This window comes from Pseudorhodoferax sp. Leaf265 (genome assembly GCF_001422365.1).
GTDB lineage: Bacteria > Pseudomonadota > Gammaproteobacteria > Burkholderiales > Burkholderiaceae_C > Pseudorhodoferax.
Genome location: NZ_LMMT01000001.1, coordinates 234545 through 257168 on the forward strand (window position 1 = coordinate 234545; position 22624 = coordinate 257168).

The window sequence follows — 22624 nt, forward strand, 5'->3', positions numbered from 1 at the left end:
CGCATAGTGAATCGCCCGTCAACCATGAACTGCAAAGGAGGCTCCATGAATTTGACGATCAGCGGTCACCACCTCGAAGTGACTCCCGCACTGCGCAGCTATGTCATCAACAAGCTCGATCGCATCACGCGGCACTTCGACCAAGTGGTCGATGTCAAGGTCCTGTTGACCGTGGAAAAGCAGAAGGAAAAGCAGAATCGGCAACGCGCCGAATGCAACATCCACGTGAAGGGCAATGACATGTTTGCGGAGAGTGCACACGCTGATCTCTATGCGGCCGTCGACGAACTGGTGGACAAGCTGGACCGCCAGGTGGTGCGACACAAGGACCGTATCCAGCAACACCACCACGAGGCTCCCAAGCGTCTGATGTGACGCCCCAGGCGGTGCGCGCAGCGTGTCGCCCGCAACAGACAGAAACCGAGGCCGCCGAAATGGGCGGCCTTTTTGTTGCTGCACCGCAATGTGACGGCGTGCATAATCCGCCCTTCGTATGAACCGCCTAGCGTCCATCCTGCCTGCCGCGCAGGTCCTCGTCAGCGTCGATGCCACCAGCAAGAAGCGCGCGTTCGAAGAAGCCGGCCTGCTGTTCGAGAACCTGCACGCGCTGTCGCGCGCGCTGGTGACCGACAGTCTGTTCGCGCGCGAGCGCCTGGGCTCTACCGGTCTGGGCCACGGTGTGGCGATTCCGCACGGCCGCATCAAAGGCCTCAAGTCGCCGATGGCGGCGGTTCTGCAGCTGGCCCAGCCCATCGGTTTCGACGCACCGGATGAACAGCCGGTCAAGCTGCTGATCTTCCTGCTGGTGCCCGAGGCGGCCACCCAGAAACACCTGGAAATCCTGTCGGAAATCGCCGAGCTGCTGAGCGACGCGCCGCTGCGCGAGAGCTTGAAGAGCACGGCCGATGCCGCAGCGCTGCACGCGCTGATCGACGGCTGGCAATCGTCCCAGCTGGCCTGATCCGCCTGCCCGGCGACGCTGCGCGGCCATGAAGCCCAATGTCGTCAGCGCCGATGTCCTGTTCGAGGAGTTCCGCGCACTGCTGCGCTGGGAATGGGTCGCGGGGCTGGGCGCATCCGAACGCCGCTTCGACGAAGTCGCCGTGCGCGCTGCGCGTTCAGGCGCGGACCTCGTCGGCTACCTGAACTACATCCACCCCTACCGCGTGCAGATCCTGGGCGAGCGCGAGATCGCCTACCTGGTCAACGCCACGCCCGAGGATTGCGCGCGGCGCATCGCCCGCATCGTCACGCTGGAACCGCCGGTGCTGGTGCTGGCCGACGGCCAGCAGGCCCCGCAGGCACTGCTGTCCATGTGCGAGCGCGCGCAGATCCCGATGTTCGCGACCGAGGAGTCCTCGGCCTTCGTCATCGACGTGCTGCGCGCCTACCTGTCCAAGCACTTCGCCGACCGCACCACCATGCACGGCGTGTTCATGGACATTTTGGGCCTGGGCGTGATGATCACGGGCGAGTCGGGCCTGGGCAAGAGCGAGCTCGGGCTGGAATTGATCTCACGCGGCAACGGCCTGGTGGCGGATGACGCGGTCGATCTGTTCCGCATCAACCAGACCACCATCGAAGGGCGCTGCCCCGAACTGCTGCAAAACCTGCTGGAAGTGCGCGGCATCGGCCTCTTGGACATCCGCGGCATCTTTGGCGAGACCGCCGTGCGCCGCAAGATGCGGCTCAAGCTCATCGTGCACCTGGTCCGCCGCGAGACCATGGAGCGCGAGCACGAGCGCCTGCCCTACGAGCCGCTCACGCAGGACGTACTGGGCGTGGCCGTGCGCAAGGTCATCATCCAGGTGGTGGCCGGACGCAACATCGCCGTGCTCGTGGAAGCCGCCGTGCGCAACACCATCCTGCAACTGCGCGGCATCGACACCTACCAGGAATTCGTGGAGCGGCACCGCCGCGCCATGGAGGGCGACTGAGGCTGGCGCTTCAGGCCTTGGGCTGCTTGCCGCCGCACTCGGCGCACAGGCCGTACAGCGACATGGCATGGTCTTGCACCGTCCAGCCCTTGGCCTTGGCCACGATGGACTGGCGCTTCTCGATCTCGGCGTCGAAGAACTCCTCGACCTTGCCGCAGGAGGTGCAGACGAAATGGTCGTGGTGCCGGCCTTCGTTGAGTTCGTAGACGGCCTTGCCGGATTCGAAATGGCTGCGCGACAGGATGCCGGCCTGTTCGAACTGTGTCAGCACGCGGTAGACCGTGGCCAGGCCGATGTCCGAGCGCTCCATCAGCAGCACGCGGAACACATCTTCGGCCGTCATGTGGCGCAACTCACCCTTCTGGAAGATCTCCATGATCTTCAGCCGGGGCAGGGTGGCCTTCAGACCGGTGCTCTTGAGTTCGTCGATGTTGGCCATGCGCGCTATGGGTGTCTTGGTGGCAGCGCCCCCGCCGCGCCCGGACGGGCAACAGGGGCAAAAAGGGCCGCCGCTACAATCGCGCGATCATAGCGCCGCCGAGTCTCCATGCCCGCTTCCCGTACGATGCCCCTGCCCTTCGGCCTGCTGATGCTCTGCTGCGCCGCGCTCGCGGGGTGCAGCACGGTGACCGACGCCACCCGCCGCGCGGCCAATGCCATCGTGCCCTACAAGATCGAGATCGTGCAGGGCAACTTCGTCTCCAAAGAGCAGGTCGAGGCGCTCAAGCCGGGCATGTCGCGCGCCCAGGTGCGCGACGTGCTGGGCACGCCACTGCTGCAAAGCGTGTTCCACGCCGACCGCTGGGACTACGTGTTCACGATGAAGCGCCAGGGCACCGAGCCGCAGGCGCGCCAGCTCACGGTGTTCTTCAAGGACGACCTGCTCGCGCGCACCGAGGGCGACCCGATGCCCAGCGAGACCGAGTTCGTGGCCCTGCTCGGTGCCGAGCGCAAGGTCAAGGCCGTTCCGGTGCTCGAAGCCAGCGAAGACAAGCTCAAGCCCTTCGCACCGCGCGAGCCGGCCGCCCAGGCCACGCCGCAGCCGGTCGCACCGCTGCCCTCGTCCTACCCGCCGCTGGAAGCCCCGGCGCGCTGACCGCGCCGGCCTGCGGCGGCATCCGCATCCCTGCCCTGCCATTGCCATGACGCCAACTTCGACTTCTGTCCCGATCACGCACGCCGTGGCCATCGCGGGCGCTTCCGGCCGCATGGGCCGCACCCTGATCGAGGCCGTGCTGGCCTCGGGTGACTGCCGCCTGAGCGGCGCGCTCGATGTCGCCGCCAGTCCGGCCCTGGGCCAGGACGCTGCGGCCTTCCTTGGCAAACCGGTCGGCGTGGCGATCACGGCCAACCTGGCCCAGGGCCTGCAAGGAGCCCAGGCGCTGATCGACTTCACGCGGCCCGAGGGCACGCTGGCCCATCTGCGAGCCTGCCGCGCCCAGGGCACGGCCCTGGTGATCGGCACCACCGGCTTCACCGAGGCCCAGAAGGCCGAGATCGCCGACGCGGCGCGCGACATCGCCATCGTCATGGCCCCCAACATGAGCGTGGGCGTCAACGTCACCTTCAAGCTGCTGCAGCTGGCCGCCAAGGCCATGCCCGTGGGCTACGACATCGAGATCGTCGAGACCCACCACCGCCACAAGATCGATGCCCCCTCGGGCACGGCACTCAAGATGGGCGAGGTCATCGCCGAAGCCATGGGCCGCAATCTGCAGGAATGCGCCGTCTACGCCCGTGAAGGCGTGACCGGCGAGCGCGACCCGTCCACCATCGGTTTCCAGTCGCTGCGCGGGGGCGACGTGGTGGGTGACCACACCGTGCTGTTCGCCGGCACTGGCGAGCGCATCGAGATCACGCACAAGGCCACCAGCCGCATGAACTACGCCATCGGCAGCCTGCGCGCGGTGCGCTTCCTGGCCGACCGCCAGAACGGGCTGTACAGCATGTTCGACGTGCTGGGCCTGAACGACTGACCCGCGCGCTGCCGTGAACGCGCTGGATCTGCTGACCGCGGGCGACGCCATCCACAGGCTCGTCGCCTGGCTGCTGCTGGCGATGTCGGTCTCCAGCTGGGTCGTGATCCTCTACAAGCTGTGGGTGCTGCGCCGCGCCGGGCGCGATGTGCTGCGCGGCACGGCCGCGTTCTGGCAGGCGCCGGCCCTCGAAGGCGCGGCCGAGCGCGTGGCCGCCTTCGACCGCGGCGGCCTGCTGCGGCCGCTGCTGGCCGCCACCCAGGCGCCGGCCGCCGGCACGCTGGCCAGTAGCGGCCCGCGCGGCCAACAGCTCACGCGGCTGCTGCGTGGCGCCTTGCACAAGGGCACGCTGCGCCTGCAGTTCGGCCAGGTGCTGCTGGCCACGGTGGGTTCCATCGCACCCTTCGTCGGCCTGCTCGGCACGGTCTGGGGCATCTACCACGCACTGACCAGCATTTCCTCGACTGGCCAGATCACGATTTCGCAGGTCGCCGGCCCGGTCGGCGAGGCCCTGGTCATGACCGCCGCCGGCTTGGCCGTCGCCATTCCGGCCGTGCTGGCCTACAACTGGTTCGGCCGCAGCATCGCGCGCATCGAGGCCGAGCTCGAGGGCTTCGCCTTCGACCTGCGCGACCTGCTGGCGCCCCAGGACTGACCGCCATGCCCTTCGGCCGCCTGGAACGCAAGGAAGGCGCCAAGCCCATGGCCGACATCAACGTCACGCCGCTGGTGGACGTGATGCTGGTGCTGCTGGTGATCTTCATCATCACCGCGCCGCTGATGGCCGGCAGCCTGCGCATGGACCTGCCGCACAGCGAATCCGCCGAGCCCGGGCTGCCGGCCGAATCCATCAACCTGGCGCTGACACCGGACGGCCAGATCCACCTGGACGAGCGCCCGGTCACACCCGAGCAGTTGCGCCAGACACTGGAGCGCCGCGCCACGCAAGACCCGGACACCGAGGTCCAGCTGCGCGCCGACGCCCAGGTGCCGTACGGCAAGGTGGTCGAACTCATGGACATGGCCCAGGCGGCCGGCCTGTCGCGCATCGGCTTCGTGGCCGAACGCAAGCCCGCGCGCTGAACCTAAAATCCTGGCGCCCGGCTCCGCGCCGCCGTTTCCTGCCCTGTTCTCGTGTGATCGCGTCGTGCGACACGCCCAACGCAGCTTTCCATGCAAGACAAGTACAACCATCTCGAAGTCGAACCCGCCGCCCAGGCGCACTGGCGCGCGCGCGACGCCTACCGCGTGGGCGAGGACGCCGGCAAGCCCAAGTTCTACGCCTGCTCCATGCTGCCCTACCCCAGCGGCAAGCTGCACATGGGCCATGTGCGCAACTACACGATCAACGACATGCTCACGCGCCAGCTGCGCATGAACGGCCACAACGTGCTGATGCCCATGGGCTGGGACGCCTTCGGCCTGCCGGCCGAGAACGCGGCGCTCAAGAACGGCGTGCCACCGGCGCAGTGGACCTACGACAACATCGCCTACATGAAGAAGCAGATGCAGGCGATGGGGCTGGCCATCGACTGGTCACGCGAGGTCGCCACCTGCGATCCGAGCTACTACCGCTGGAACCAGTGGCTGTTCCTCAAGATGCTCGAGAAGGGCATCGCCTACCGCAAGACACAGGTCGTCAACTGGGATCCGGTGGACCAGACCGTGCTGGCCAACGAGCAGGTCATCGACGGCAAGGGCTGGCGCACGGGCGCCGTGGTCGAGAAGCGCGAGATCCCGGGCTACTACCTCAAGATCACCGACTACGCCGAAGAGCTGCTCGACCACGTGCAGAACAAGCTGCCCGGCTGGCCCGAGCGCGTCAAGCTCATGCAGGAGAACTGGATCGGCAAGAGCGAGGGCGTGCGCTTCGCCTTCACGCACGGCATCCATGGCGCCGACGGCCAGTTGATCGGTGATGGCCGCATGTACGTGTTCACCACGCGCGCCGACACGATCATGGGCGTGACCTTCTGCGCCGTGGCGCCCGAGCACCCGCTGGCCGCGCACGCCGCCGCCAGCAACCCGGCGCTGGCCGATTTCATCGAGCGCTGCAAGCAGGGCGGCACGACCGAGGCCGAACTGGCGCTGCGCGAGAAGGAAGGCATGGCCACCGGCCTGTCGGTCGTGCACCCCATCAGCGGCAAGGATGTACCGCTGTGGGTCGGCAACTACGTGCTGATGGGCTATGGCGATGGCGCCGTGATGGGCGTGCCCGCGCACGACGAGCGCGACTTCGCGTTCGCGCTCAAGTACGGCCTTGCGATCACGCAGGTCGTGCACGTGGACGGCGAGCACTACGACTACCACCAATGGCACGACTGGTACGGCGACAAGCAGCGCGGCGTGACCATCAACTCCGACATCTTCAGCGGCCTGGAATACCGCGACGCGGTGGACGCCGTGGCCCGCGCACTGGCCGAGAAGGGCCTGGGCGAGAAGAAGACCACCTGGCGCCTGCGGGACTGGGGCGTGAGCCGCCAGCGCTACTGGGGTACGCCCATCCCCATCATCCACTGCGCCGAGCACGGCGCAGTGCCGGTGCCCGAGAAGGACCTGCCCGTGGTATTGCCGCAGGACTGCGTGCCCGACGGCTCCGGCAACCCGCTGCACAAGCATGCCGGCTTCCATGCCGGCGTGACCTGCCCGGTCTGCGGCCAACCCGCGCGCCGCGAGACCGACACCATGGACACCTTCGTGGACTCGTCCTGGTACTTCATGCGCTACTGCGATCCGGCGCTGGACCAGGCCATGGTCGGCGACGGCACGGCCTACTGGATGCGCGACCAACACCTGCCCACCGGCGGCAGCGGCATGGACCAGTACATCGGCGGCATCGAGCACGCCATCCTGCACCTGCTGTACGCGCGCTTCTGGACCAAGGTCATGCGCGACCTGGGCCTCGTGAAGATCGACGAGCCCTTCACCAAGCTGCTGACGCAGGGCATGGTGCTCAACCACATCTACAGCCGGCGCACGGACAGGGGTGGCAAGGAGTACTTCTGGCCGCACGACGTGGAGCATGTGCTCGACGAGGGCGGCAAGATCGTCGGCGCCAAGCTCAAGAATGCGGTCGGCGATCTGCCCGCGGGCACGGTGATCGACTACGAGGGCGTGGGCACCATGTCCAAGTCCAAGAACAACGGCGTCGATCCGCAGGAGCTGATCGAGAAGTATGGCGCCGACACGGCCCGCCTGTACACCATGTTCACGGCGCCGCCCGAGGCCACGCTGGAGTGGAACGACGCGGCCGTGGAAGGCAGCTACCGCTTCCTGCGCCGCGTCTGGAACTTCGGCGTCAAGCTGGCCGCCAGCGACTTCTCCGCGGCGCTAGCAGCCGCGCACGGTGCCACCAGCCTGCAGGACGTGGCCTTCGGCAAGGAAGCCAAGGCGTTGCGGCTGGAGGTGCACAGCGTGCTCAAGCAGATCGACTACGACTACCAGCGCATGCAGTACAACACCGTGGTGTCCGGCGCCATGAAGCTGCTCAACGCGCTGGAGAACTTCAAGGCCGTCGGCGCCGCGGGCGCGCCCATCGCGCTGGCCGAGGGCTTCGGCATCCTGTTGCGCTGCCTCTACCCGGCCACACCGCACGTCACGCACGCGCTGTGGGCCGAACTGGGCTACGACCAGCGCTTCGGCGAGCTGCTGGACGCACCCTGGCCGCAGGTCGACACGGGGGCGCTGGAGCAGGACGAGGTCGAGCTCATGCTGCAGATCAACGGCAAGCTGCGCGGCGCGGTCCGCGTGCCCGCCGGCGCCGACAAGGCCACCATCGAGGCCGCCGCGCTGGCGCACGAAATGGTCGCCAAGTTCGCCGAAGGCGCGACACCCAAGAAGGTGATCGTGGTGCCGGGCCGCCTCGTCAACCTGGTGCTGTGATGGCCAGCCGCCGCCACTTCCTCGCCAGCACGCTCGCCAGCGCAGCCGCGCTGCCCCTGGCCGGCTGCGGCTTCCAGCTGCGCCAGCCGCCGGAGTTTGCGTTCAAGACCATCTACGTGGCCATGCCGCCGAGCTCGCCCATGGCCCTGGAGCTGCGCCGCAACCTGCTCGGCACCGGCCGCGTGGAGGTCATCACCGACCCTGTGGCAGGCCAGAAGGCCGACGTGCGGCTGGAGCCGACCATGGACCAGCGCGAGCGCGTGGTGGTGGGCCGCACCTCCTCGGGCGAAGTGCGCGAGCTGCAGCTGCGCCTGCGCTTTCGCTTCCGGCTGCGCAACGTGCAGGGCGCGGAGCTGATCCCCGACACCGAGATCCTGCAGCAGCGCGAACTGAGCTTCAACGAATCCGTGATCCTGGCCAAGGACGCCGAAGAAGCCCTGCTCTACCGCAGCATGCAGTCGGACACCGTGCAGCAGATCGTGCGGCGCCTGGCCGCGGTCAAGGCGATCTGACGGCGCAGGCGGCCGATGGAACGCGACCGCACCGACCTGCGCCTGCTGGAGCTGCTGCAGCGTGACGGCCGCGCCAGCGTGCAATCGCTGTCCGAAGAGGTGCACCTGTCGGCCCGCGCCACGCTGAACCGTGTGCGCAAGCTCGAGCAACAGGGCCTCATCGCCGGCTACCGCGCCGTGCTGAACCGCCAGGCCATCGGCCCGGCCATTGCCTTCTTCGCGGAGATCGCGCTCAAGGACCAGCGCCAGGCCGCCTCGCGCCGCTTCGAGGCGCGCATGCTCGCCACGCCACAGGTGGTCGCGTGCTATTTGCTCAGTGGCCGCTACGACTACCTCGTGCGCATCGCCTGCGGCGACCTCGCTCAGTACCAGCGCCTGACCAACGGCTGGCTGGAAGACGCCGCGCTGGGTATCGAGAAGATCGTGACCAACACCGAACTCCAGACGGTCAAGGAGTTCAGCGGCTTTCCGCTCGGTTGACGCTCAGCGCAGCACCCAGGTGCCGCGCGCCCAGACCCAGCCGTGCTCGCCCCAGTACCAGTGGCCGCGCACCCAGACGTGCATCGGTGACGGCGCTGGCGGCAGCATCTCCACATAGGGCGCCGGCATCGGCGGCACGGCCGACGCCACGTAATGGCCGGCGATCCAACGCCAGTTGCCCTCGCGCCATGCCCAATGGCCCGGCACCCAGTGCAGGCCAGGTCCGGGCAAGGCCGGAATGACTTCCACCAGCGGCGCCGGCACCTCGCGGATCACCGCGCGCTGGTGCGCAGGCTGCTGGACGACGGTGGTGCAGGCGCCCACCAAGGCACTGCCCGCGACGAGCGCGGCCAAGGCCCATCGGCGGGAACAACGCTGCGAGACAAGGGGTTGCATGGCATGGGCTCCTGTGTGTGGCGATGGCGCCATCCTCGGCAGCGGCATGCACCGTCGCGTGACGGGGGCGCTCGCGCGTGTTGCAGCTGTAGCGCAGATCCGCTCACTTCCGAATCGGAAGTGGTGCCCAGCCACCGCTGCCGCGCACGGCAGTGCGACTGCCCCGCTTTCACCACGGCAGCAGCCCGGTTTTCCTACAGTTCCGAAGACGAAAGGAGAATCGCCATGGACCGCCATCCCATCCGTTCCGAAATGCTGATCGAGGCCGAGCGCCAGCACTGCGCGCCGAACTACCAGCCCATCCCCGTGGTCATCGAGCGCGCGCTCGACTGCCATGTTTGGGACGTGGACGGCAAACGCTACCTGGACATGATGGGTGCGTACTCCGCCGTCAGCCACGGCCACCTGCACCCGCGCATCGTCGCGGCCGCCCAGCGCCAGCTCGGCCGCGTGGCCGTGACCTCGCGGGCCTACCACGGCGATACGCTGGGGCCCTTCCTGGAAAAACTCTGCGCGCTGGCCGGCTTCGACCAGGCGCTGCCCATGAACACCGGCGCCGAGGCCGTGGAAACCGCCATCAAGGCGGCCCGGCGCTGGGGCCACCAGGTGCGCGGCCTGCCGGACGGCACGGCCGAGATCCTCGTGGCGCGGCAGAACTTCCACGGCCGCACCACCACCGTCATCAGCGCATCCAGCGAACCGTCCTACCGCGCCGGCTTCGGCCCGTTCACGCCGGGTTTCCGCTGGTTCGACTTCGGCGACATGGCCAGCCTGCGCGCCGCCACCACGGCCAGCACCTGCGCGGTGCTGGTCGAGCCCATCCAGGGCGAGGCCGGTGTCGTGCTGCCGCCGCCCGGCTTCTTCGCAGCGCTGCGCGCCTGGTGCGACGCCAACCGCATCCTGTTGATCATGGACGAGGTGCAGTCCGGCCTGGGCCGCACGGGCCGCTGGTTCGCGTTCGAGCACGAGGGCATCCGACCCGACGCGCTGATCCTGGGCAAGGCGCTGGGCGGTGGCCTGCTGCCGGTCAGCGCCTTCCTCGCGGACCGGTGGCTGATGCAGGTGTTCTCGCCCGGCAGCCACGGCTCCACCTTCGGCGGCAATGCGTTGGCCGCGGCGGTGGCGCACGAGGCGCTGCGGGTGATGGAGGACGAGCAGCTCGTCGCGCGCTCGGCCGCACTGGGCACGCACCTGCTGGCGCGCCTGCGTGGCGTGCAGGCGCAGTGGCCCACGCTGGTGCGCAGCGTGCGGGGGCGCGGCCTGTGGGTGGGCGTGGACCTGGACCCGGCCCACGCCAGCGCGCGCGAGGTGGTGGAGCGCATGGCCCAGGCCGGCGTGCTGTCCAAGGAGACGCACGAAACCGTGATCCGCTTCGCGCCGCCATTGACCATCACGCGCGCGCTCATCGACGAGGGCGTGGACCGCTTCGCCGAGGTGCTGGCCGCCCTGCCGGGCGCTGGCGCGCCGCGCAGCGCCGCCGCCACGCAGGCCACGCCCGACGCGGCGCCCTTGCACCCGCGCCTGCTCATGAGCGCGCCCACGCATTTCGACGTGTCCTACGCCATCAACCCCTGGATGGAGCCGGACCGCTGGCGGCCCGACGATGCCACGCTGCGCCAGCAGGCGCGCGCCGGCTGGGAAGCGCTGCGCGCCACCTACGAGGGCCTGGGCGCCGTGGTCGAGACCATGCCGCCCGTGGCCGGCCTGCCCGACATGGTGTTCACCGCCAACGCGGCGGTGGTGGTGGACCGCCAGGTGTTGCTGGCGCGCTTTCGCCACCCGGAGCGCCGGGGCGAGGAGGCCCATGGCCGTGCGCTGTTCGAGCAACTGCGTGCACGCGGCCTGGTCGACCGCCTGCATGTGCTGCCCGAAGGCGTCTGTTTCGAGGGCAATGGCGACGTGGTGGTCGACAACACCCGCGGCATCTGCTGGATGGGGCACGGCCCGCGGTCCGACCTGCGCGCCAGCGAGACGCTGCAGGCCGTGGCGCGCCGCCCGGTGCTGGCCCTGGAACTGGTCGACCCGCGCTTCTACCACCTGGACACCTGCCTGAGTCTGCTGACGGGCGGCGAGTTGCTGGCCGTGCGGCGGGCCTTCTCGCCGCAGGGCTGGCAGCAGCTGCAGGACATCGCCGGCACGCAGCTGATCGCCATGCCCGAAGAGGACGCGCTGCAGCTGGCCGCCAACGCGGTCTGCATCGGCCGCGACCTCGTCATGGGCCACTGCAGCGCCACGCTGCGCCAGTTGCTGGAAGAATGCGGCTACCGCGCCCGCGTGGTGCCGCTGGATGCGTTCCGGCGTTCGGGCGGTTCGGCGCGCTGCCTTACCCTGGAACTGGGCACGTAAACTGCAGTCATGCTGCCCCCACGCTCATCGCTTCGCGTATCGCTGCCCCCCGAGGGGGCGCTTCAGCGCCTTCGGGCGGCCGGGCGGCGCTGAAATATGCAACTGGCCCCGGCCCAACTCCCGCAACAACTGCAGCGCGGGCTGCGCTCGCTCTACACCCTGCACGGCGACGAGCCGCTGCTGCAGCAGGAGGCGGCCGACACCATCCGCGCGGCCGCGCGCGCCCAGGGCCACACCGAGCGCAGCGTCTTCACGGTCCAGGGCGCGCATTTCGACTGGGCCGGCGTGCTGGCCGCGGGCGGCGCCATGAGCCTGTTCGCCGACAAGCAGCTGCTGGACATCCGCATCCCCTCGGGCAAGCCCGGCAAGGACGGCAGCGCGGCATTGCAGCAGCTGGCCGAACAGTCCCAGGGCAACGACAGCACGCTGGTGCTGGTCAGCCTGCCGCGGCTGGACCGCACCACCAAGACCGGCGCCTGGTTCGCCGCGCTGGACGCCCACGGCGTGACGGTGCAGATCGACCCGATCGAGCGCGCCACGCTGCCGGCCTGGATCGCCCAGCGCCTCAAGGCCCAGGGCCAGCAGGTGACGGGCGGCGAGGAAGGCCAGCGCACGCTGCAGTTCTTCGCCGACCGCGTGGAAGGCAACCTGCTGGCCGCGCACCAGGAGATCAGCAAGCTTGCGCTGCTGCACCCACCGGGCGAGCTCAGCTTCGAGCAGGTCGAGAGCGCGGTGCTCAACGTGGCCCGCTACGACGTGTTCAAGCTGTCCGAGGCCGTGCTGGGCGGCCAGGTGCTGCGCGTGCAGCGCATGCTCGATGGCCTGCAGGCCGAGGGCGAGGCCGCCGTGCTCGTGCACTACACACTGGCCGAAGACATCCGCGCGCTCAAGCGCGTGAAGGACGCCATGGCCGCCGGCCGTCCCTTGCCGATGGCCTTGCGCGAGCAACGCGTCTGGGGCATCAAGGAGCGCCTGTTCGAGCGCGTGCTGCCACGCCTGTCGCCCGCCGCACTGGCCCGGCTGCTGCACGGCGCCCATGCGGTGGACGGCATCGTCAAGGGCCTCAAGGTGCCGGACTGGCCGACCGACGGCTGGCAGGCGCTGCAGCGCCTGGCGCTGGCGCTGGCACGGGTGTGCGCGCAGGCGCCGGCCCGCTGAACACGCCCGCTCAGAGCAGCCGCTTGCGCAGCTGCAGCACCACCACCTCGGCCAGCAGCACGACGGCGAAGATGACCGCCAGCACCAGCGCCACGCGGTCCCAGTGGAACAGGTCGATGGCGGTGTTCAGCACCACGCCGATGCCGCCGGCCCCGACGAGCCCCAGCACACCCGACTCGCGCACGTTGATGTCCCAGCGCAGCAGCGCCACCGACCAGAACGCCGGCTTGATCTGCGGCCAGTAGCCGTACAGCAGCTGCGCCATGCGCGAGGCACCGGCCGCCTGCAGGGCCTCGATCGGGCCGCGCGGCATCTGCTCCAGCGCCTCGCCGACCAGCTTGCCGACGAAGCCGACCGAGCGCATCGCGATCGCCAGCATGCCGGCCAGCGGGCCGGGACCGAAGATCGCCACGAACAGCAGTGCCCAGACCAGCGAGTTGACCGAGCGGCTGGCCACTAGCAGCACCCGTGCCAGCAGGTTCAGCACGCGGCTGTGCACCACGTTGGGCGCCACCAGCACGCCCAGCGGCAAGGCCAGCAGCAGCGAGAGCAGGGTGCCCAGCGTGGCCATGTGCAGCGTTTCGAGCAAGGCACCGTGCACGCCGTCCGGGTAGTGCGCCCAGTCCACCGGCCACATGCGGCCGAGCAGGTCGGCCATCTGCTCCGGCGCATCGAGCAGGAACTCCGGGATGACCTCCAGGTAGCGCACCGACTGGACCAGTGCGACGACGATGGCCAGCCAGACCGCGTGGCGCACCAGGCGCTGCGCTGGCGTGTGGCGCTGCAGCGCCGGATGCAGTGCGGCGGCCTCAGACATCGAGCACCTTGCGCAAGCCGCCCACCACCAGTTCGCCCAGCACGATGATGGCGATCACCGTGGCCAGGATGGTGGCGACGAAGCCGTATTCGTAGCGCAGGAAGGCGGCGAACAGCGCCCCGCCGATGCCACCGGCGCCGACGATGCCGACCATGGTGGAGTTGCGCAGGTTGGAGTCGAGCTGGTAGGTGGCGAAGCCGACGAAGCGCGGCATCACCTGCGGCAGCACGCCGAACAGCACCACGCCGGCGAACGAGGCGCCGGTGGCACGCATCGCCTCGATCGGCTTGGGCGAGATCTCCTCGATCGCGTCGGCGAACAGCTTGCCGACGAAGCCCACCGTGGCCACCACCAGGGCCAGGATGCCGGCCAGCGGCCCGAAGCCCGCGGCCTTGACGAACAGGATGGCGCTGATCACGGGATGCAGCGCGCGGCAGGCCGCGATCAGTGCGCGCCCGGCCACGCGCAGCGGCATGGGCGACAGGTTGGCCGCCGCCATCAGGCCGATGGGCAGGCTCAGCACCAGCCCGGCCGCCGTGGCCAGCACGGCGATCTGCAGCGTCTCCTTGATGCCCTGCCAGAGCTCGTCCATCTTGCCCAGCTCGGGCGGAAACAGGCGGCCGAGAAAGCGCGCGCCCTGCTCCCAGCCCGTGGCCAGGCGTTCGGCCGACACCTCCATGCTGGCCAGCGACCAGGCCAGGTAGGCCAGGCCCGCGAACACGGCCAGCAGCTGGCCGCGCGTCCAGGCGAATGCCACGGGTTTCACGCCAGCCATGCCTCGCCTCCGTAGATCTGGCGCAGGTGCGCGTCCTGCAGGCCTGGCGGCGGTCCGTCGTAGACCACGCGGCCACCGGTCATGCCGACGATGCGGTCCGAATAGCGCCGCGCCAGCTCCACGTCATGGATGTTCACCAGCACCGGAATGCCCCGCGCGCGCCCCTGCTCGCGCAGCATCTCCATGATCTCGACCGAAGTCTTGGGGTCCAGCGAGGAGGTCGGCTCGTCCGCCAGCAGCACGGCCGGGCGCTGCATCAACGCCCGCGCGATGCCCACGCGCTGGCGCTGCCCGCCACTCAGCGCATCGACGCGACGTGTCGCGAAATCGGCCAGGCCCACGGTCTGCAGCAATTCCAGGGCGTAGGCCACATCCTCGGCCTCGAAGCGGCGGCGCCAGGCGCGCCAGGCCGACAGGTAGCCCAGCCGCCCGGTCAGCAGGTTCTCCAGCACGGTCAGGCGTTCGACCAGGTTGTACTCCTGGAACACCATGCCGATGTGGCGGCGCGCCGCGCGCAGCGCGCTGCCGCGCAGCTGCGCCATGTCCACCCGCTGCCCCTGCAACTCCAGCAGGATGCGGCCCGCGGTCGGGTCGACCAGCCGGTTGATGCAGCGGATCAGCGTGCTCTTGCCGGTGCCCGAGGGGCCGATGATGCTGGTCAGTCCGGTGCCGGAAACGGCCAGGTCGATGCCCTTGAGCACCGGCTGGCCCGGCCGGTATTCCTTGACGAGCTGCTCGATGCGCAGCGTGCCGGCCGTGGCGTTGGCGTGCATGGACAGGTGTGCTCCCGGCTTACTTCTTGGCCGCGGCCTTGTCGAAGGCCTCGCGCGTGAACAGTTCGCCGGCCGAGGCCGCCACGGTGCGCACGAGCTCCCAGTCCTTCTTGTAGGTGATGGGCAGGAAGCGGTCGCCGCCTAGGCCCTTGGCCATCTCGGCCGGGATCTTGTAGTCGTAGAAGCACTGCTTGATCTTGGCCTGCAGCGCCGGCTCCAGGTTGTAGGCGTAGGCGTAGGCGTCGGTGGGGAACTTGCCGCTGGTGTAGAGCACGCGGAACTCGTCGGGCTTGACCACGCCGCGGTCGGTCATGTGCTGCAGCACGTCGCTGGCCACGGGCGCGGCGTCGTAGTCGCCGGCCTTCACGCCCAGGATGGACTGGTCGTGCTTGCCCGAGTAGACGACCTTGTAGTCCTTGTCGGGCGTCAGGCCGAGCGCGGGGAACAGCGCGCGCGGCGCCAGGTTGCCCGAGTTCGACGACGGCGAGGTGTGGGCGATGCGCTTGCCCTTGAGATCGTCCAGCTTCTGGTAGGCGCTCTCGCTGCGCACGATCATCTTGAGGTTCATGCCGACGGATCCCTGCTCGTTGCCGCGGATCGCGAACGGCACGGCCCCGGCCAGGTTCACGGCGAAGTTCACCGGGCCGGGCGAGAACGCGGCGATGTGCAGGCGTCCCGAGCGCATGGCCTCGATCTGCGCCGCATTGGACTGCACGGGGAAGAACACCACCTTGCGGTCCACGCAGCTCGACAGGTGCCCCATGAACGGGCGGAACAGCTTTTCGTAGATCGCCGGGTCCTCGACCGGCGTAAACGCGAACACCAGCGTGCTCGGGTTGCGCAGGCGCTTGGGGTCGGTCGGCGTATCGGCCACGAGGTCGCGGTCGGCATCGCAGAACTGGGCGTCCAGGTCGCCGCGGTTCGGGCAGTTGTCCTGCGCGAAGGCCGTGCCGGCGGCCAGCACGATGGCGCCGGCCACAGCATGGCGCAGCAGGGGAAGGGGTGTCGTCATGCGGGCTCTCCTCGGGTCGTTGTGTGCAGGACCGGGGCACTATAGGCAGCGCCCGCGCAGCAGCGAGCGCTATGCTTTCGCCCCCCCTTCAAAGAGCTTTCAGATGCCTTTCAACACGACCCGGGCTTACCCTCGGGCATGCCAGTCGCCCGGTCCATGAGGCTGCTATTGGTCGAAGACGAGCCGGAACTCGGCGCCACGCTGGCGCGCGTGCTGGAGCGCCGCGGCTTCCAGGTCGCGCACCGCCTGAGTGCCGCCGAAGCCCTGGCCAGCCTGGAGCACGAGCTGTTCGACCTGGTGGTGTTGGACCTGGGCCTGCCGGGCATGGACGGCCTGCAGCTGCTGCAACGCCTGCGCGGGCGTGGCAGCACGCTGCCGGTGCTGGTGCTGACCGCGCGCGGCGGTGTCGGCGACCGCGTGGCGGGCCTGAACGCCGGTGCCGACGACTACCTGGCCAAGCCGTTCGACCCGGACGAACTGGAGGCCCGGCTGCGGGCGCTGGCACGCCGCGCCGGCCTGCGCGACGAACCGCAGTGCGGCGAGCTACGGCTGGACCGCGGCGCCGGCGCCTTCTATTGGAAGAGCCAGGCGCTGGAACTCACGCCGCGCGAGGGCGCGCTGCTGGCCGGACTCATGGAGCGGCCCGGGCGCGCCGTCACGCGCGCGCGCCTGATCGGGCTGGCCTTCGGCACCGAAGCGCCGGCCCAGCCCGAGGCACTGGAAGTGGTGGTGCACCGGCTGCGCAAGAAGCTGGCGCCGACCGGCGTACAGATCACCACGCTGCGTGGCCTGGGCTACCTGCTGCAGCAAGCCCGTGGCGACGCAGACTGAGCCGGTACACACCGCACGCGCGCCATCGCTGCGGCGCCGCCTGCTGCTGTGGCTGTCCCTGCCGATCGCGTTGTTCATCGCCATCGACGCCTACGCCTCCTACCGCGCCGCGCTGGCGACCGCCGAACTCGCCTTCGACCGGCTGCTGGTGACCTCGGCCCACGCACTGGGCGACCTGATCCGCCTGGAGCGCGGCGAGCTGCAGGTCAGCCTGCCGCATGCCGCGTTGGAGCTGTACGACGGCGCCGTGGCGCTGGATGGCGAGGCTGGCGCTACGCGCAGCCGCATGGTCTACCGCGTCGGCTTCCTCAATGGCGACTACCTCGCTGGCGAGCCCGACGTTCCCCCCTATGCCGCCGGCATCGCGCCCGTGCATCCGCGCTACGGCGCCCGGCTGGCCCTCTACGACACGCAGCTGCACACGCAGCAGCTGCGCATGGCTGCGCTGTGGCAGCCGGTGGAAGCGCACGAAGGCCTGCGCTACGTGCTGATCCAGGTCGGCGAGCCCTCGGCCTACCGCGACAGCCTGGCGCGCAGCATCCTGTGGCAGACGCTGCAGCGCCAGCTCGTGCTGCTGGGGCTGCTGCTGGGCCTGGTCTGGATCGTCGCCACCGTCGCGCTGCAGCCGCTGCGCGCGTTCGCGCGCCGGCTGGACCGCCGCAGCGCCAGCGAATCCACACCCCTGCACAGCCCGCACGCGTTGCAGGAGCTGGCCCCCGTGGTGCATGCGTTCAACGGCCTGCTGCAGCGCGTGGGCGAAGCCCAGGCCCAGCAACAGCGGCTGATCGCAGACGCCTCGCACCAGCTGCGCACGCCGCTGGCGACGCTGCAGTTGCACGCCCACGCCGGCCTGGACGGCGCCATGCCAGCGCGCGAGGCGCTCGAACGCATCGCGGCCACGACCCAACGCACCGGCCGCATGGTGCACCAGCTGCTCGCCTGGAGCCGCGCCCGCGCGCCGAACGCCGAAGCCGAGCAGGACCAGGCCGACCTGCGCGAACTGCTGGAGGAAGTGGCCATCGAGCTGTCGCCGCTGCTGGCGCGGCGGCACCAGGACTTCCAGCTGGACGCGCCTTCCTGCCGCTGGCAGGGCCCGGTGTGGATGGTCCAGGAGATCGTGGTCAACCTCCTGCACAACGCGCTCACCTACACGCCCGATGGCGGCACCATCGTCGTCGAGCTGGCGCTGGCACCTGCGCACATCGTCCTGCGCGTGTTGGACGACGGGCCCGGCCTGCCCGCGCCCTTGCAGTCCGCGCCGTTCCAGCCCTTCGTGCGCAGCAGCGGCGCCGGCGCCGGTCTGGGCCTGGCGATCTGCCAGGATCTGGCGCACGGCTGCGGTGGCACGCTGACGGTTTCCAACCGCCCGGCCGGTGGCGTCGAGGCCCGCCTGACGCTGCCGCGCCGACCGGGCGCCGAAGCCGGCGACCCGGCGGCATCTGCGCGACAATCGCCACCATGAACGCGTTGAACATCGCCGAATACGCCCAGACGCTGGGCGTGCAGGCCCGCCAGGCCTCCGCCGCCATGGCGCGCGCCAGCGCCGCCACCAAGAACCAGGCCTTGCGCGCCCTCGCCCGACTGCTGCGCGAGCAGACCGGGCCGCTGCAGGCCGACAACGCCAAGGACATCGCACGTGCCGAGGCCGCCGGCCTAGCCGCCCCCATGGTGGACCGCTTGAAGCTCACGCCCAAGGTGCTCGACACCGTGGCCCAGGGCTGCGAGCAACTGGCCGCCATGCCCGATTTGATCGGCGAGATCAGCGGCATGCAGCAGCAGCCCAGCGGCATCCGCGTGGGCCAGATGCGCGTGCCGCTCGGCGTGTTCGCGATGATCTTCGAAAGCCGGCCCAACGTGACCATCGAGGCTGCCAGCCTGTCGATCAAGAGCGGCAACGCCTGCATCCTGCGCGGCGGCTCCGAGGCCATCGAATCGAACAAGGCGCTGGCCCGGCTGGTGCAGCAGGCACTCGCAGAAGCCGGCCTGCCGGCCGAGGCCGTGCAACTGGTGCAGACCACCGACCGCGAGGCCGTGGGCCACCTGATTGCCATGCCCGAGCATGTGGACGTGGTGATCCCGCGCGGCGGCAAGGGCCTGATCGAGCGCATCAGCCGCGAGGCCAAGGTCCCCGTCATCAAGCACCTGGACGGCAACTGCCATGTGTACGTGGACGACCCCTGCGACATCGCCATGGCCGTGACCGTGGCCGACAACGCCAAGACGCAGAAGTACAGCCCCTGCAACGCGGCCGAAGGCCTGCTGGTGGCGCGCGGCGTGGCGGCCGAGTTCCTGCCGAAGATCGGTGCCGTCTACGCCGCCAAGGGCGTGGAGATGCGCTGCGATGCCGAGGCGGCCGCCATCCTGGCCAGCGTCGGCGGTGCCCAGGTCGTGCCCGCCACCGAGCAGGACTGGTCCGAGGAGTACCTCGCGCCCGTCATCGCCGTGAAGGTGGTGGCAGGCCTGGACGAGGCCATCGCCCACATCAACCGCTACGGCAGCCACCACACCGACGCCATCCTCACGCGCGACCACGTGCATGCGCAGCGCTTCCTGCGCGAGGTGGATTCGGCCAGCGTGATGGTCAACACCAGCACACGCTTCGCCGACGGTTTCGAGTACGGCCTGGGCGCGGAAATCGGCATCAGCACCGACAAGTTCCACGCGCGCGGCCCGGTCGGCCTCTTGGGCCTGACCTCGCTCAAGTACGTGGTGCTGGGCAACGGCGAAGTGCGCGGCTGATCCGCCGCCGGCCCGTCTGCCCCGTCCAACATGCGCATCATCATCCTGGGCGCCGGCCGTGTCGGCGAGAGCGTCGTGGACAGCCTGGTGTCCGAGAAGAACGACATCACCGTCATCGACACCGACGCGCGCCGCCTGCGCGCGCTGGGCGAGCGCTATGACCTGCGTGGCGTGGTCGGCAGCGGCGTCGATCCCGCCGTGCTCGAAGAGGCGGGTGCACCCGACGCCGACATGCTGATCGCCTGCGCTGCGCTGGACGAAACCAACCTGGTCTGCTGCAAGGTGGCGCACCGGCGCTTCAACATCCCGACCCGCATCGCGCGCGTGCGTTCGCAGGCCTTCCGCCACGGCAGCGACCTGGTCGACAAGGAAGGCTTCGCCGTCGACCGCGTGATCTGCCCCGAGGAATCGCTGACGCGCTACATCTTCAAGCTGATCGAGTACCCCGAGGCGCTGCAGGTGCGCGAGTTCGCCGGTGGGCTGGCCTGCCTGGTCTCGGTGCGCGCGGTGGCCGGCGCACCGCTGGTGGCGCACAACATCGCCGAGCTGCGCGACTGCGTGCCCGACGTGCCGATGCGCATCGTCGCCATCTACCGCCGCTTCGAGGACGAGCCCGACCGCTTCATCGCCTGCGGCGGCCGCACCCGCGTGGAGCCTGGCGACGAGGTCTTCGTGCTGGCTGCGCGTGGGGACATCCCGCGCGTGCTGAGCGCATTGCACCGCGACGAGCACCGCGGCCAGGGCCGGCCACGGCGCAGTGTGCAACGCATCATGATCGCCGGCGGCGGCCGGGTGGGCGAGCGGCTGGCGCTGGAACTGGCCGCCGCCGACGCGGGCTTCCACGTCAAGGTCATCGACCACGGTGCCGAGCGCTGCATCGAGCTGGCCAGCAAGCTGCCGCACGAGGTGCTGGTGCTGCACGGCGACGCCACCGACGAGAACCTGCTCGAAGACGAGGGCATCGAGACCATCGACCTGTTCCTCGCGCTGACCAACGACGACGAGAACAACATCATGTCCAGCCTGCTGGCCAAGCAGATGGGCGCCAGGCGCGTGCTGGCCTTGATCAACCGGCGCAGCTATGCCGAACTCATGCACGGCACGCAGATCGACATCGCGCTGTCGCCCGCGCAGGCCATGATCGGCGAGCTGCTCGCCCACGTGCGCCAGGGCGACGTGCAGGCCGTGCACAGCCTGCGCCGCGGCGTGGCCGAAGGGCTGGAGATCGTCGCACGCGGCGACCGCAAGACCTCGCGCGTGGTGGGCCGTGCAGTGCGCGACCTGAAGCTGCCAGAGCAGGCGCACTTCGGCCTGATCGTGCGCGGCCTGCCCGATCCACTGGCGGTGGCGGACGACGCCGAGCCGACGGCCGCGCCCCCGGAGCCGCAGGTCATCATCCCGAGCGCCGACACGGTGATCGAGAGCAACGACCACATCGTGATCTTCGTGCCGCACAAGCGCCTGATCCGCGACGTGGAAAAGGCCTTCCGCGTCAGCGCGGCGTTCTTCTGATCTTCGTCCATGCGCGACATCTTTCCGGTCCTGCGCGTGCTGGGCGTGATGCTCACATTCATGGCCTGGAGCATGGCCCTGCCGCTGGCGGTCTCATGGCACTGGCAGGATGGCGTGAGCGATGCGTACATCGCCTCCTTCCTCGTGACCATGGTGGTGGGCGTGCTGCTGTGGCGCAGCATGCAGCGCCACCGGCGCGAACTGCAGCCGCGCCATGGCGTGATGCTGGTCTCGCTGGCCTGGGTGCTGCTGCCGCTGTTCGCCGCCTTGCCGCTGGAGCTGGCCTTCATGGAGATGGACCGGCCGCTGAGCTTCACGCACGCCTACTTCGAGGCCGTGTCCGGGCTCACCACGACGGGGGGCACGGTGCTGAACAAGCTCGATACGCTGCCCCTGTCGGTCAACTTCTGGCGCTGCTTCCTGCAGTGGGTGGGCGGCATGGGCATCCTGATCCTGGCCGTGGCCGTGCTGCCGCTGCTCGGCGTGGGCGGCAGCCAGCTGTTCAAGGCCGAGGCCGCCGGCCCGCTCAAGGACAACAAGCTCACGCCGCGCATGGCGCAGACCGCCAAGGGCCTGTGGGGCGTGTACGCCACGCTGTCGACCGCCTGCGCGCTGGCGTACTGGGCCGGCGGCATGCCGCCCATCGAAGCGGTGATGCACATGTTCACCACCGTGAGCTTGGGCGGGCTGTCGCCGCACGACGCCAGCTTCGGCTACTTCAACTCGCCTCGGCTGGAAATGACGGCGGTGTTGTTCATGCTGTTCGCCAGCTGCAACTTCGCGCTGTACTTCACCGCCGTGCGCAAGGGCCGGCTGGACGTGGCGCTGTCCGACCCCGAACTGCGCGCCACCTTGTCGCTGCTGGTCGGCGGCGGGCTGCTGGCTGCGCTGCTGCTGTGGTCCAAGGGAATCTATCCGCCGCTGGATGCGCTGCGCCACGGCCTGTTCCATGTGGTGTCGGTGGCCACCACCACCGGCTATGCCACGCAGGACTACCTGCTGTGGCCGGTGTTCCTGCCGGTGTTCATGCTGCTGCTGTCGGGCATCGCCACCAGCGCCGGCTCCACGGGCGGCGGCATCAAGATGGTGCGCATGCTGATCCTGCTGCAGCAGGCACGCCGCGAGATCCGCCGGCTCGCCCACCCGCGCGCGGTGCAGCCCGTGCGCCTGGGGCATGCGGTGGTCGACACGCCGGTGATCTTCGCCGTGCTGGCCTTCATGCTGGTCTACGGCGCCACCGTGATCGTGTTGTCCATGGTGCTGATGCTGACCGACCTGGATCCGGTGACGGCCTTCAGCGCCATCATCGCCAGCGTCAACTGCATGGGCCCGGGCCTGGGCGCGGTCGGCCCGGCCTCGTCGTTCGCGGTGCTGAACGACTTCCAGGTCTGGGTCTGCACGCTGGCCATGCTGATGGGCCGGCTGGAGATGCTGAGCTTCATGGCGCTGCTGATGCCCTCGTTCTGGAAGAACTGAGG

The 22624-nt window shown here is 69.6% G+C and carries 23 protein-coding genes and 1 pseudogene; 18 read left to right on the forward strand and 6 right to left on the reverse strand.

The annotated features are described in order from the left end of the window. The first annotated feature begins 45 nt into the window (after nucleotides 1-45). From hpf to hprK, 3 genes are all read left to right on the forward strand, one after another. Nucleotides 46-375 carry a ribosome hibernation-promoting factor, HPF/YfiA family gene (gene hpf / locus ASF45_RS01085; protein WP_056655574.1) on the forward strand — a complete coding sequence of 110 codons (330 nt, stop codon included), beginning with the start codon at nucleotides 46-48 and terminating at the stop codon, nucleotides 373-375. Nucleotides 376-493: 118 nt separating this feature from the next. Continuing rightward, nucleotides 494-961 (forward strand): PTS sugar transporter subunit IIA, encoded by a 468-nt coding sequence (locus ASF45_RS01090; RefSeq protein WP_056655577.1) that lies wholly within the window; start codon nucleotides 494-496, stop codon nucleotides 959-961. Nucleotides 962-989: 28 nt separating this feature from the next. Beyond that, nucleotides 990-1937, forward strand: coding sequence for an HPr(Ser) kinase/phosphatase (gene hprK / locus ASF45_RS01095; protein ID WP_056655581.1), 948 nt, complete (start codon nucleotides 990-992; stop codon nucleotides 1935-1937). Between the two features lie 10 nt (nucleotides 1938-1947). Here hprK and fur read toward each other — a convergent pair whose 3' ends face one another. Next, the gene (gene fur / locus ASF45_RS01100; protein ID WP_056655584.1) at nucleotides 1948-2376 is read right to left on the reverse strand and encodes a ferric iron uptake transcriptional regulator; all 429 of its coding nucleotides are present in this window, start codon (nucleotides 2374-2376) and stop codon (nucleotides 1948-1950) included. A 108-nt stretch (nucleotides 2377-2484) separates the two neighbouring features. Here fur and ASF45_RS01105 point away from each other — a divergent pair, with 108 nt between their 5' ends. The 7 genes from ASF45_RS01105 to ASF45_RS01135 all read left to right on the forward strand — a co-directional run bounded on the left by ASF45_RS01105 (nucleotide 2485) and on the right by ASF45_RS01135 (nucleotide 8787). Continuing rightward, nucleotides 2485-3033, forward strand: coding sequence for an outer membrane protein assembly factor BamE (locus ASF45_RS01105; protein ID WP_056655587.1), 549 nt, complete (start codon nucleotides 2485-2487; stop codon nucleotides 3031-3033). Between the two features lie 46 nt (nucleotides 3034-3079). Further along, on the forward strand, nucleotides 3080-3913 hold the full coding sequence (gene dapB, locus ASF45_RS01110) for a 4-hydroxy-tetrahydrodipicolinate reductase (RefSeq protein WP_056655591.1): 834 nt from the start codon (nucleotides 3080-3082) through the stop codon (nucleotides 3911-3913). A 13-nt stretch (nucleotides 3914-3926) separates the two neighbouring features. Beyond that, entirely contained in the window at nucleotides 3927-4568 is a 642-nt protein-coding gene (locus ASF45_RS01115; protein ID WP_056655595.1) for a MotA/TolQ/ExbB proton channel family protein, read from the forward strand. 5 nt (nucleotides 4569-4573) lie between these two features. Beyond that, nucleotides 4574-4996, forward strand: coding sequence for a biopolymer transporter ExbD (locus ASF45_RS01120; RefSeq protein WP_056655598.1), 423 nt, complete (start codon nucleotides 4574-4576; stop codon nucleotides 4994-4996). 90 nt (nucleotides 4997-5086) lie between these two features. Beyond that, nucleotides 5087-7795, forward strand: a complete 2709-nt coding sequence (gene leuS / locus ASF45_RS01125; RefSeq protein ID WP_056655601.1) for a leucine--tRNA ligase — start codon at nucleotides 5087-5089, stop codon at nucleotides 7793-7795. Further along, nucleotides 7795-8307 carry an LPS assembly lipoprotein LptE gene (lptE, locus tag ASF45_RS01130; RefSeq protein ID WP_056655604.1) on the forward strand — a complete coding sequence of 171 codons (513 nt, stop codon included), beginning with the start codon at nucleotides 7795-7797 and terminating at the stop codon, nucleotides 8305-8307. Before leuS ends, lptE begins: the two co-directional genes overlap by 1 nt. Nucleotides 8308-8322: 15 nt before the next feature. Beyond that, the gene (locus ASF45_RS01135) at nucleotides 8323-8787 is read left to right on the forward strand and encodes an Lrp/AsnC family transcriptional regulator (RefSeq protein ID WP_056655607.1); all 465 of its coding nucleotides are present in this window, start codon (nucleotides 8323-8325) and stop codon (nucleotides 8785-8787) included. Between the two features lie 3 nt (nucleotides 8788-8790). Here the strand turns inward: ASF45_RS01135 and ASF45_RS35780 are convergent, their stop codons facing one another. Further along, entirely contained in the window at nucleotides 8791-9183 is a 393-nt protein-coding gene (locus ASF45_RS35780) for a YXWGXW repeat-containing protein (RefSeq protein WP_162243945.1), read from the reverse strand. Nucleotides 9184-9408: 225 nt separating this feature from the next. Here ASF45_RS35780 and rocD point away from each other — a divergent pair. The 3 genes and pseudogenes from rocD to holA all read left to right on the forward strand — a co-directional run. Then, nucleotides 9409-10653: pseudogene (gene rocD / locus ASF45_RS37015) on the forward strand (ornithine--oxo-acid transaminase); the annotation flags it as partial. Between the two features lie 105 nt (nucleotides 10654-10758). Next, nucleotides 10759-11529: an arginine deiminase-related protein gene (locus tag ASF45_RS37020; protein WP_235580795.1), complete on the forward strand. Its 771-nt coding sequence runs from the start codon at nucleotides 10759-10761 to the stop codon at nucleotides 11527-11529. 96 nt (nucleotides 11530-11625) lie between these two features. Then, on the forward strand, nucleotides 11626-12687 hold the full coding sequence (holA, locus tag ASF45_RS01150) for a DNA polymerase III subunit delta (RefSeq protein WP_056655612.1): 1062 nt from the start codon (nucleotides 11626-11628) through the stop codon (nucleotides 12685-12687). Nucleotides 12688-12697: 10 nt separating this feature from the next. Here the strand turns inward: holA and phnE (ASF45_RS01155) are convergent, their stop codons facing one another. The 4 genes from phnE (ASF45_RS01155) to phnD are packed head-to-tail and all read right to left on the reverse strand — an operon-like array spanning nucleotide 12698 to nucleotide 16064. Beyond that, nucleotides 12698-13504, reverse strand: coding sequence for a phosphonate ABC transporter, permease protein PhnE (gene phnE / locus ASF45_RS01155; protein WP_056655615.1), 807 nt, complete (start codon nucleotides 13502-13504; stop codon nucleotides 12698-12700). Beyond that, on the reverse strand, nucleotides 13497-14279 hold the full coding sequence (gene phnE / locus ASF45_RS01160) for a phosphonate ABC transporter, permease protein PhnE (protein WP_056655618.1): 783 nt from the start codon (nucleotides 14277-14279) through the stop codon (nucleotides 13497-13499). The genes phnE (ASF45_RS01155) and phnE (ASF45_RS01160) overlap by 8 nt, the downstream gene beginning before the upstream one ends. Continuing rightward, entirely contained in the window at nucleotides 14267-15052 is a 786-nt protein-coding gene (gene phnC, locus ASF45_RS01165) for a phosphonate ABC transporter ATP-binding protein (protein ID WP_056655621.1), read from the reverse strand. The genes phnE (ASF45_RS01160) and phnC overlap by 13 nt, the downstream gene beginning before the upstream one ends. Before the next feature lie 19 nt (nucleotides 15053-15071). Next, a complete protein-coding gene (gene phnD, locus ASF45_RS01170; protein WP_056655624.1) occupies nucleotides 15072-16064 on the reverse strand; it encodes a phosphate/phosphite/phosphonate ABC transporter substrate-binding protein in 993 nt (330 codons plus the stop codon). A 156-nt stretch (nucleotides 16065-16220) separates the two neighbouring features. Here phnD and ASF45_RS01175 point away from each other — a divergent pair, with 156 nt between their 5' ends. The 5 genes from ASF45_RS01175 to ASF45_RS01195 are packed head-to-tail and all read left to right on the forward strand — an operon-like array spanning nucleotide 16221 to nucleotide 22622. Beyond that, a complete protein-coding gene (locus ASF45_RS01175) occupies nucleotides 16221-16895 on the forward strand; it encodes a response regulator transcription factor (protein WP_082550742.1) in 675 nt (224 codons plus the stop codon). Continuing rightward, nucleotides 16879-18357, forward strand: a complete 1479-nt coding sequence (locus ASF45_RS01180; protein WP_056655630.1) for a sensor histidine kinase — start codon at nucleotides 16879-16881, stop codon at nucleotides 18355-18357. The genes ASF45_RS01175 and ASF45_RS01180 overlap by 17 nt, the downstream gene beginning before the upstream one ends. Continuing rightward, nucleotides 18354-19634, forward strand: a complete 1281-nt coding sequence (locus tag ASF45_RS01185; RefSeq protein WP_056655633.1) for a glutamate-5-semialdehyde dehydrogenase — start codon at nucleotides 18354-18356, stop codon at nucleotides 19632-19634. The genes ASF45_RS01180 and ASF45_RS01185 overlap by 4 nt, the downstream gene beginning before the upstream one ends. Nucleotides 19635-19664: 30 nt before the next feature. After that, a complete protein-coding gene (trkA, locus tag ASF45_RS01190) occupies nucleotides 19665-21146 on the forward strand; it encodes a Trk system potassium transporter TrkA (protein ID WP_056655635.1) in 1482 nt (493 codons plus the stop codon). Between the two features lie 9 nt (nucleotides 21147-21155). Next, a complete protein-coding gene (locus ASF45_RS01195) occupies nucleotides 21156-22622 on the forward strand; it encodes a TrkH family potassium uptake protein (protein WP_056655638.1) in 1467 nt (488 codons plus the stop codon). The last annotated feature ends 2 nt before the right edge of the window (nucleotides 22623-22624 follow it).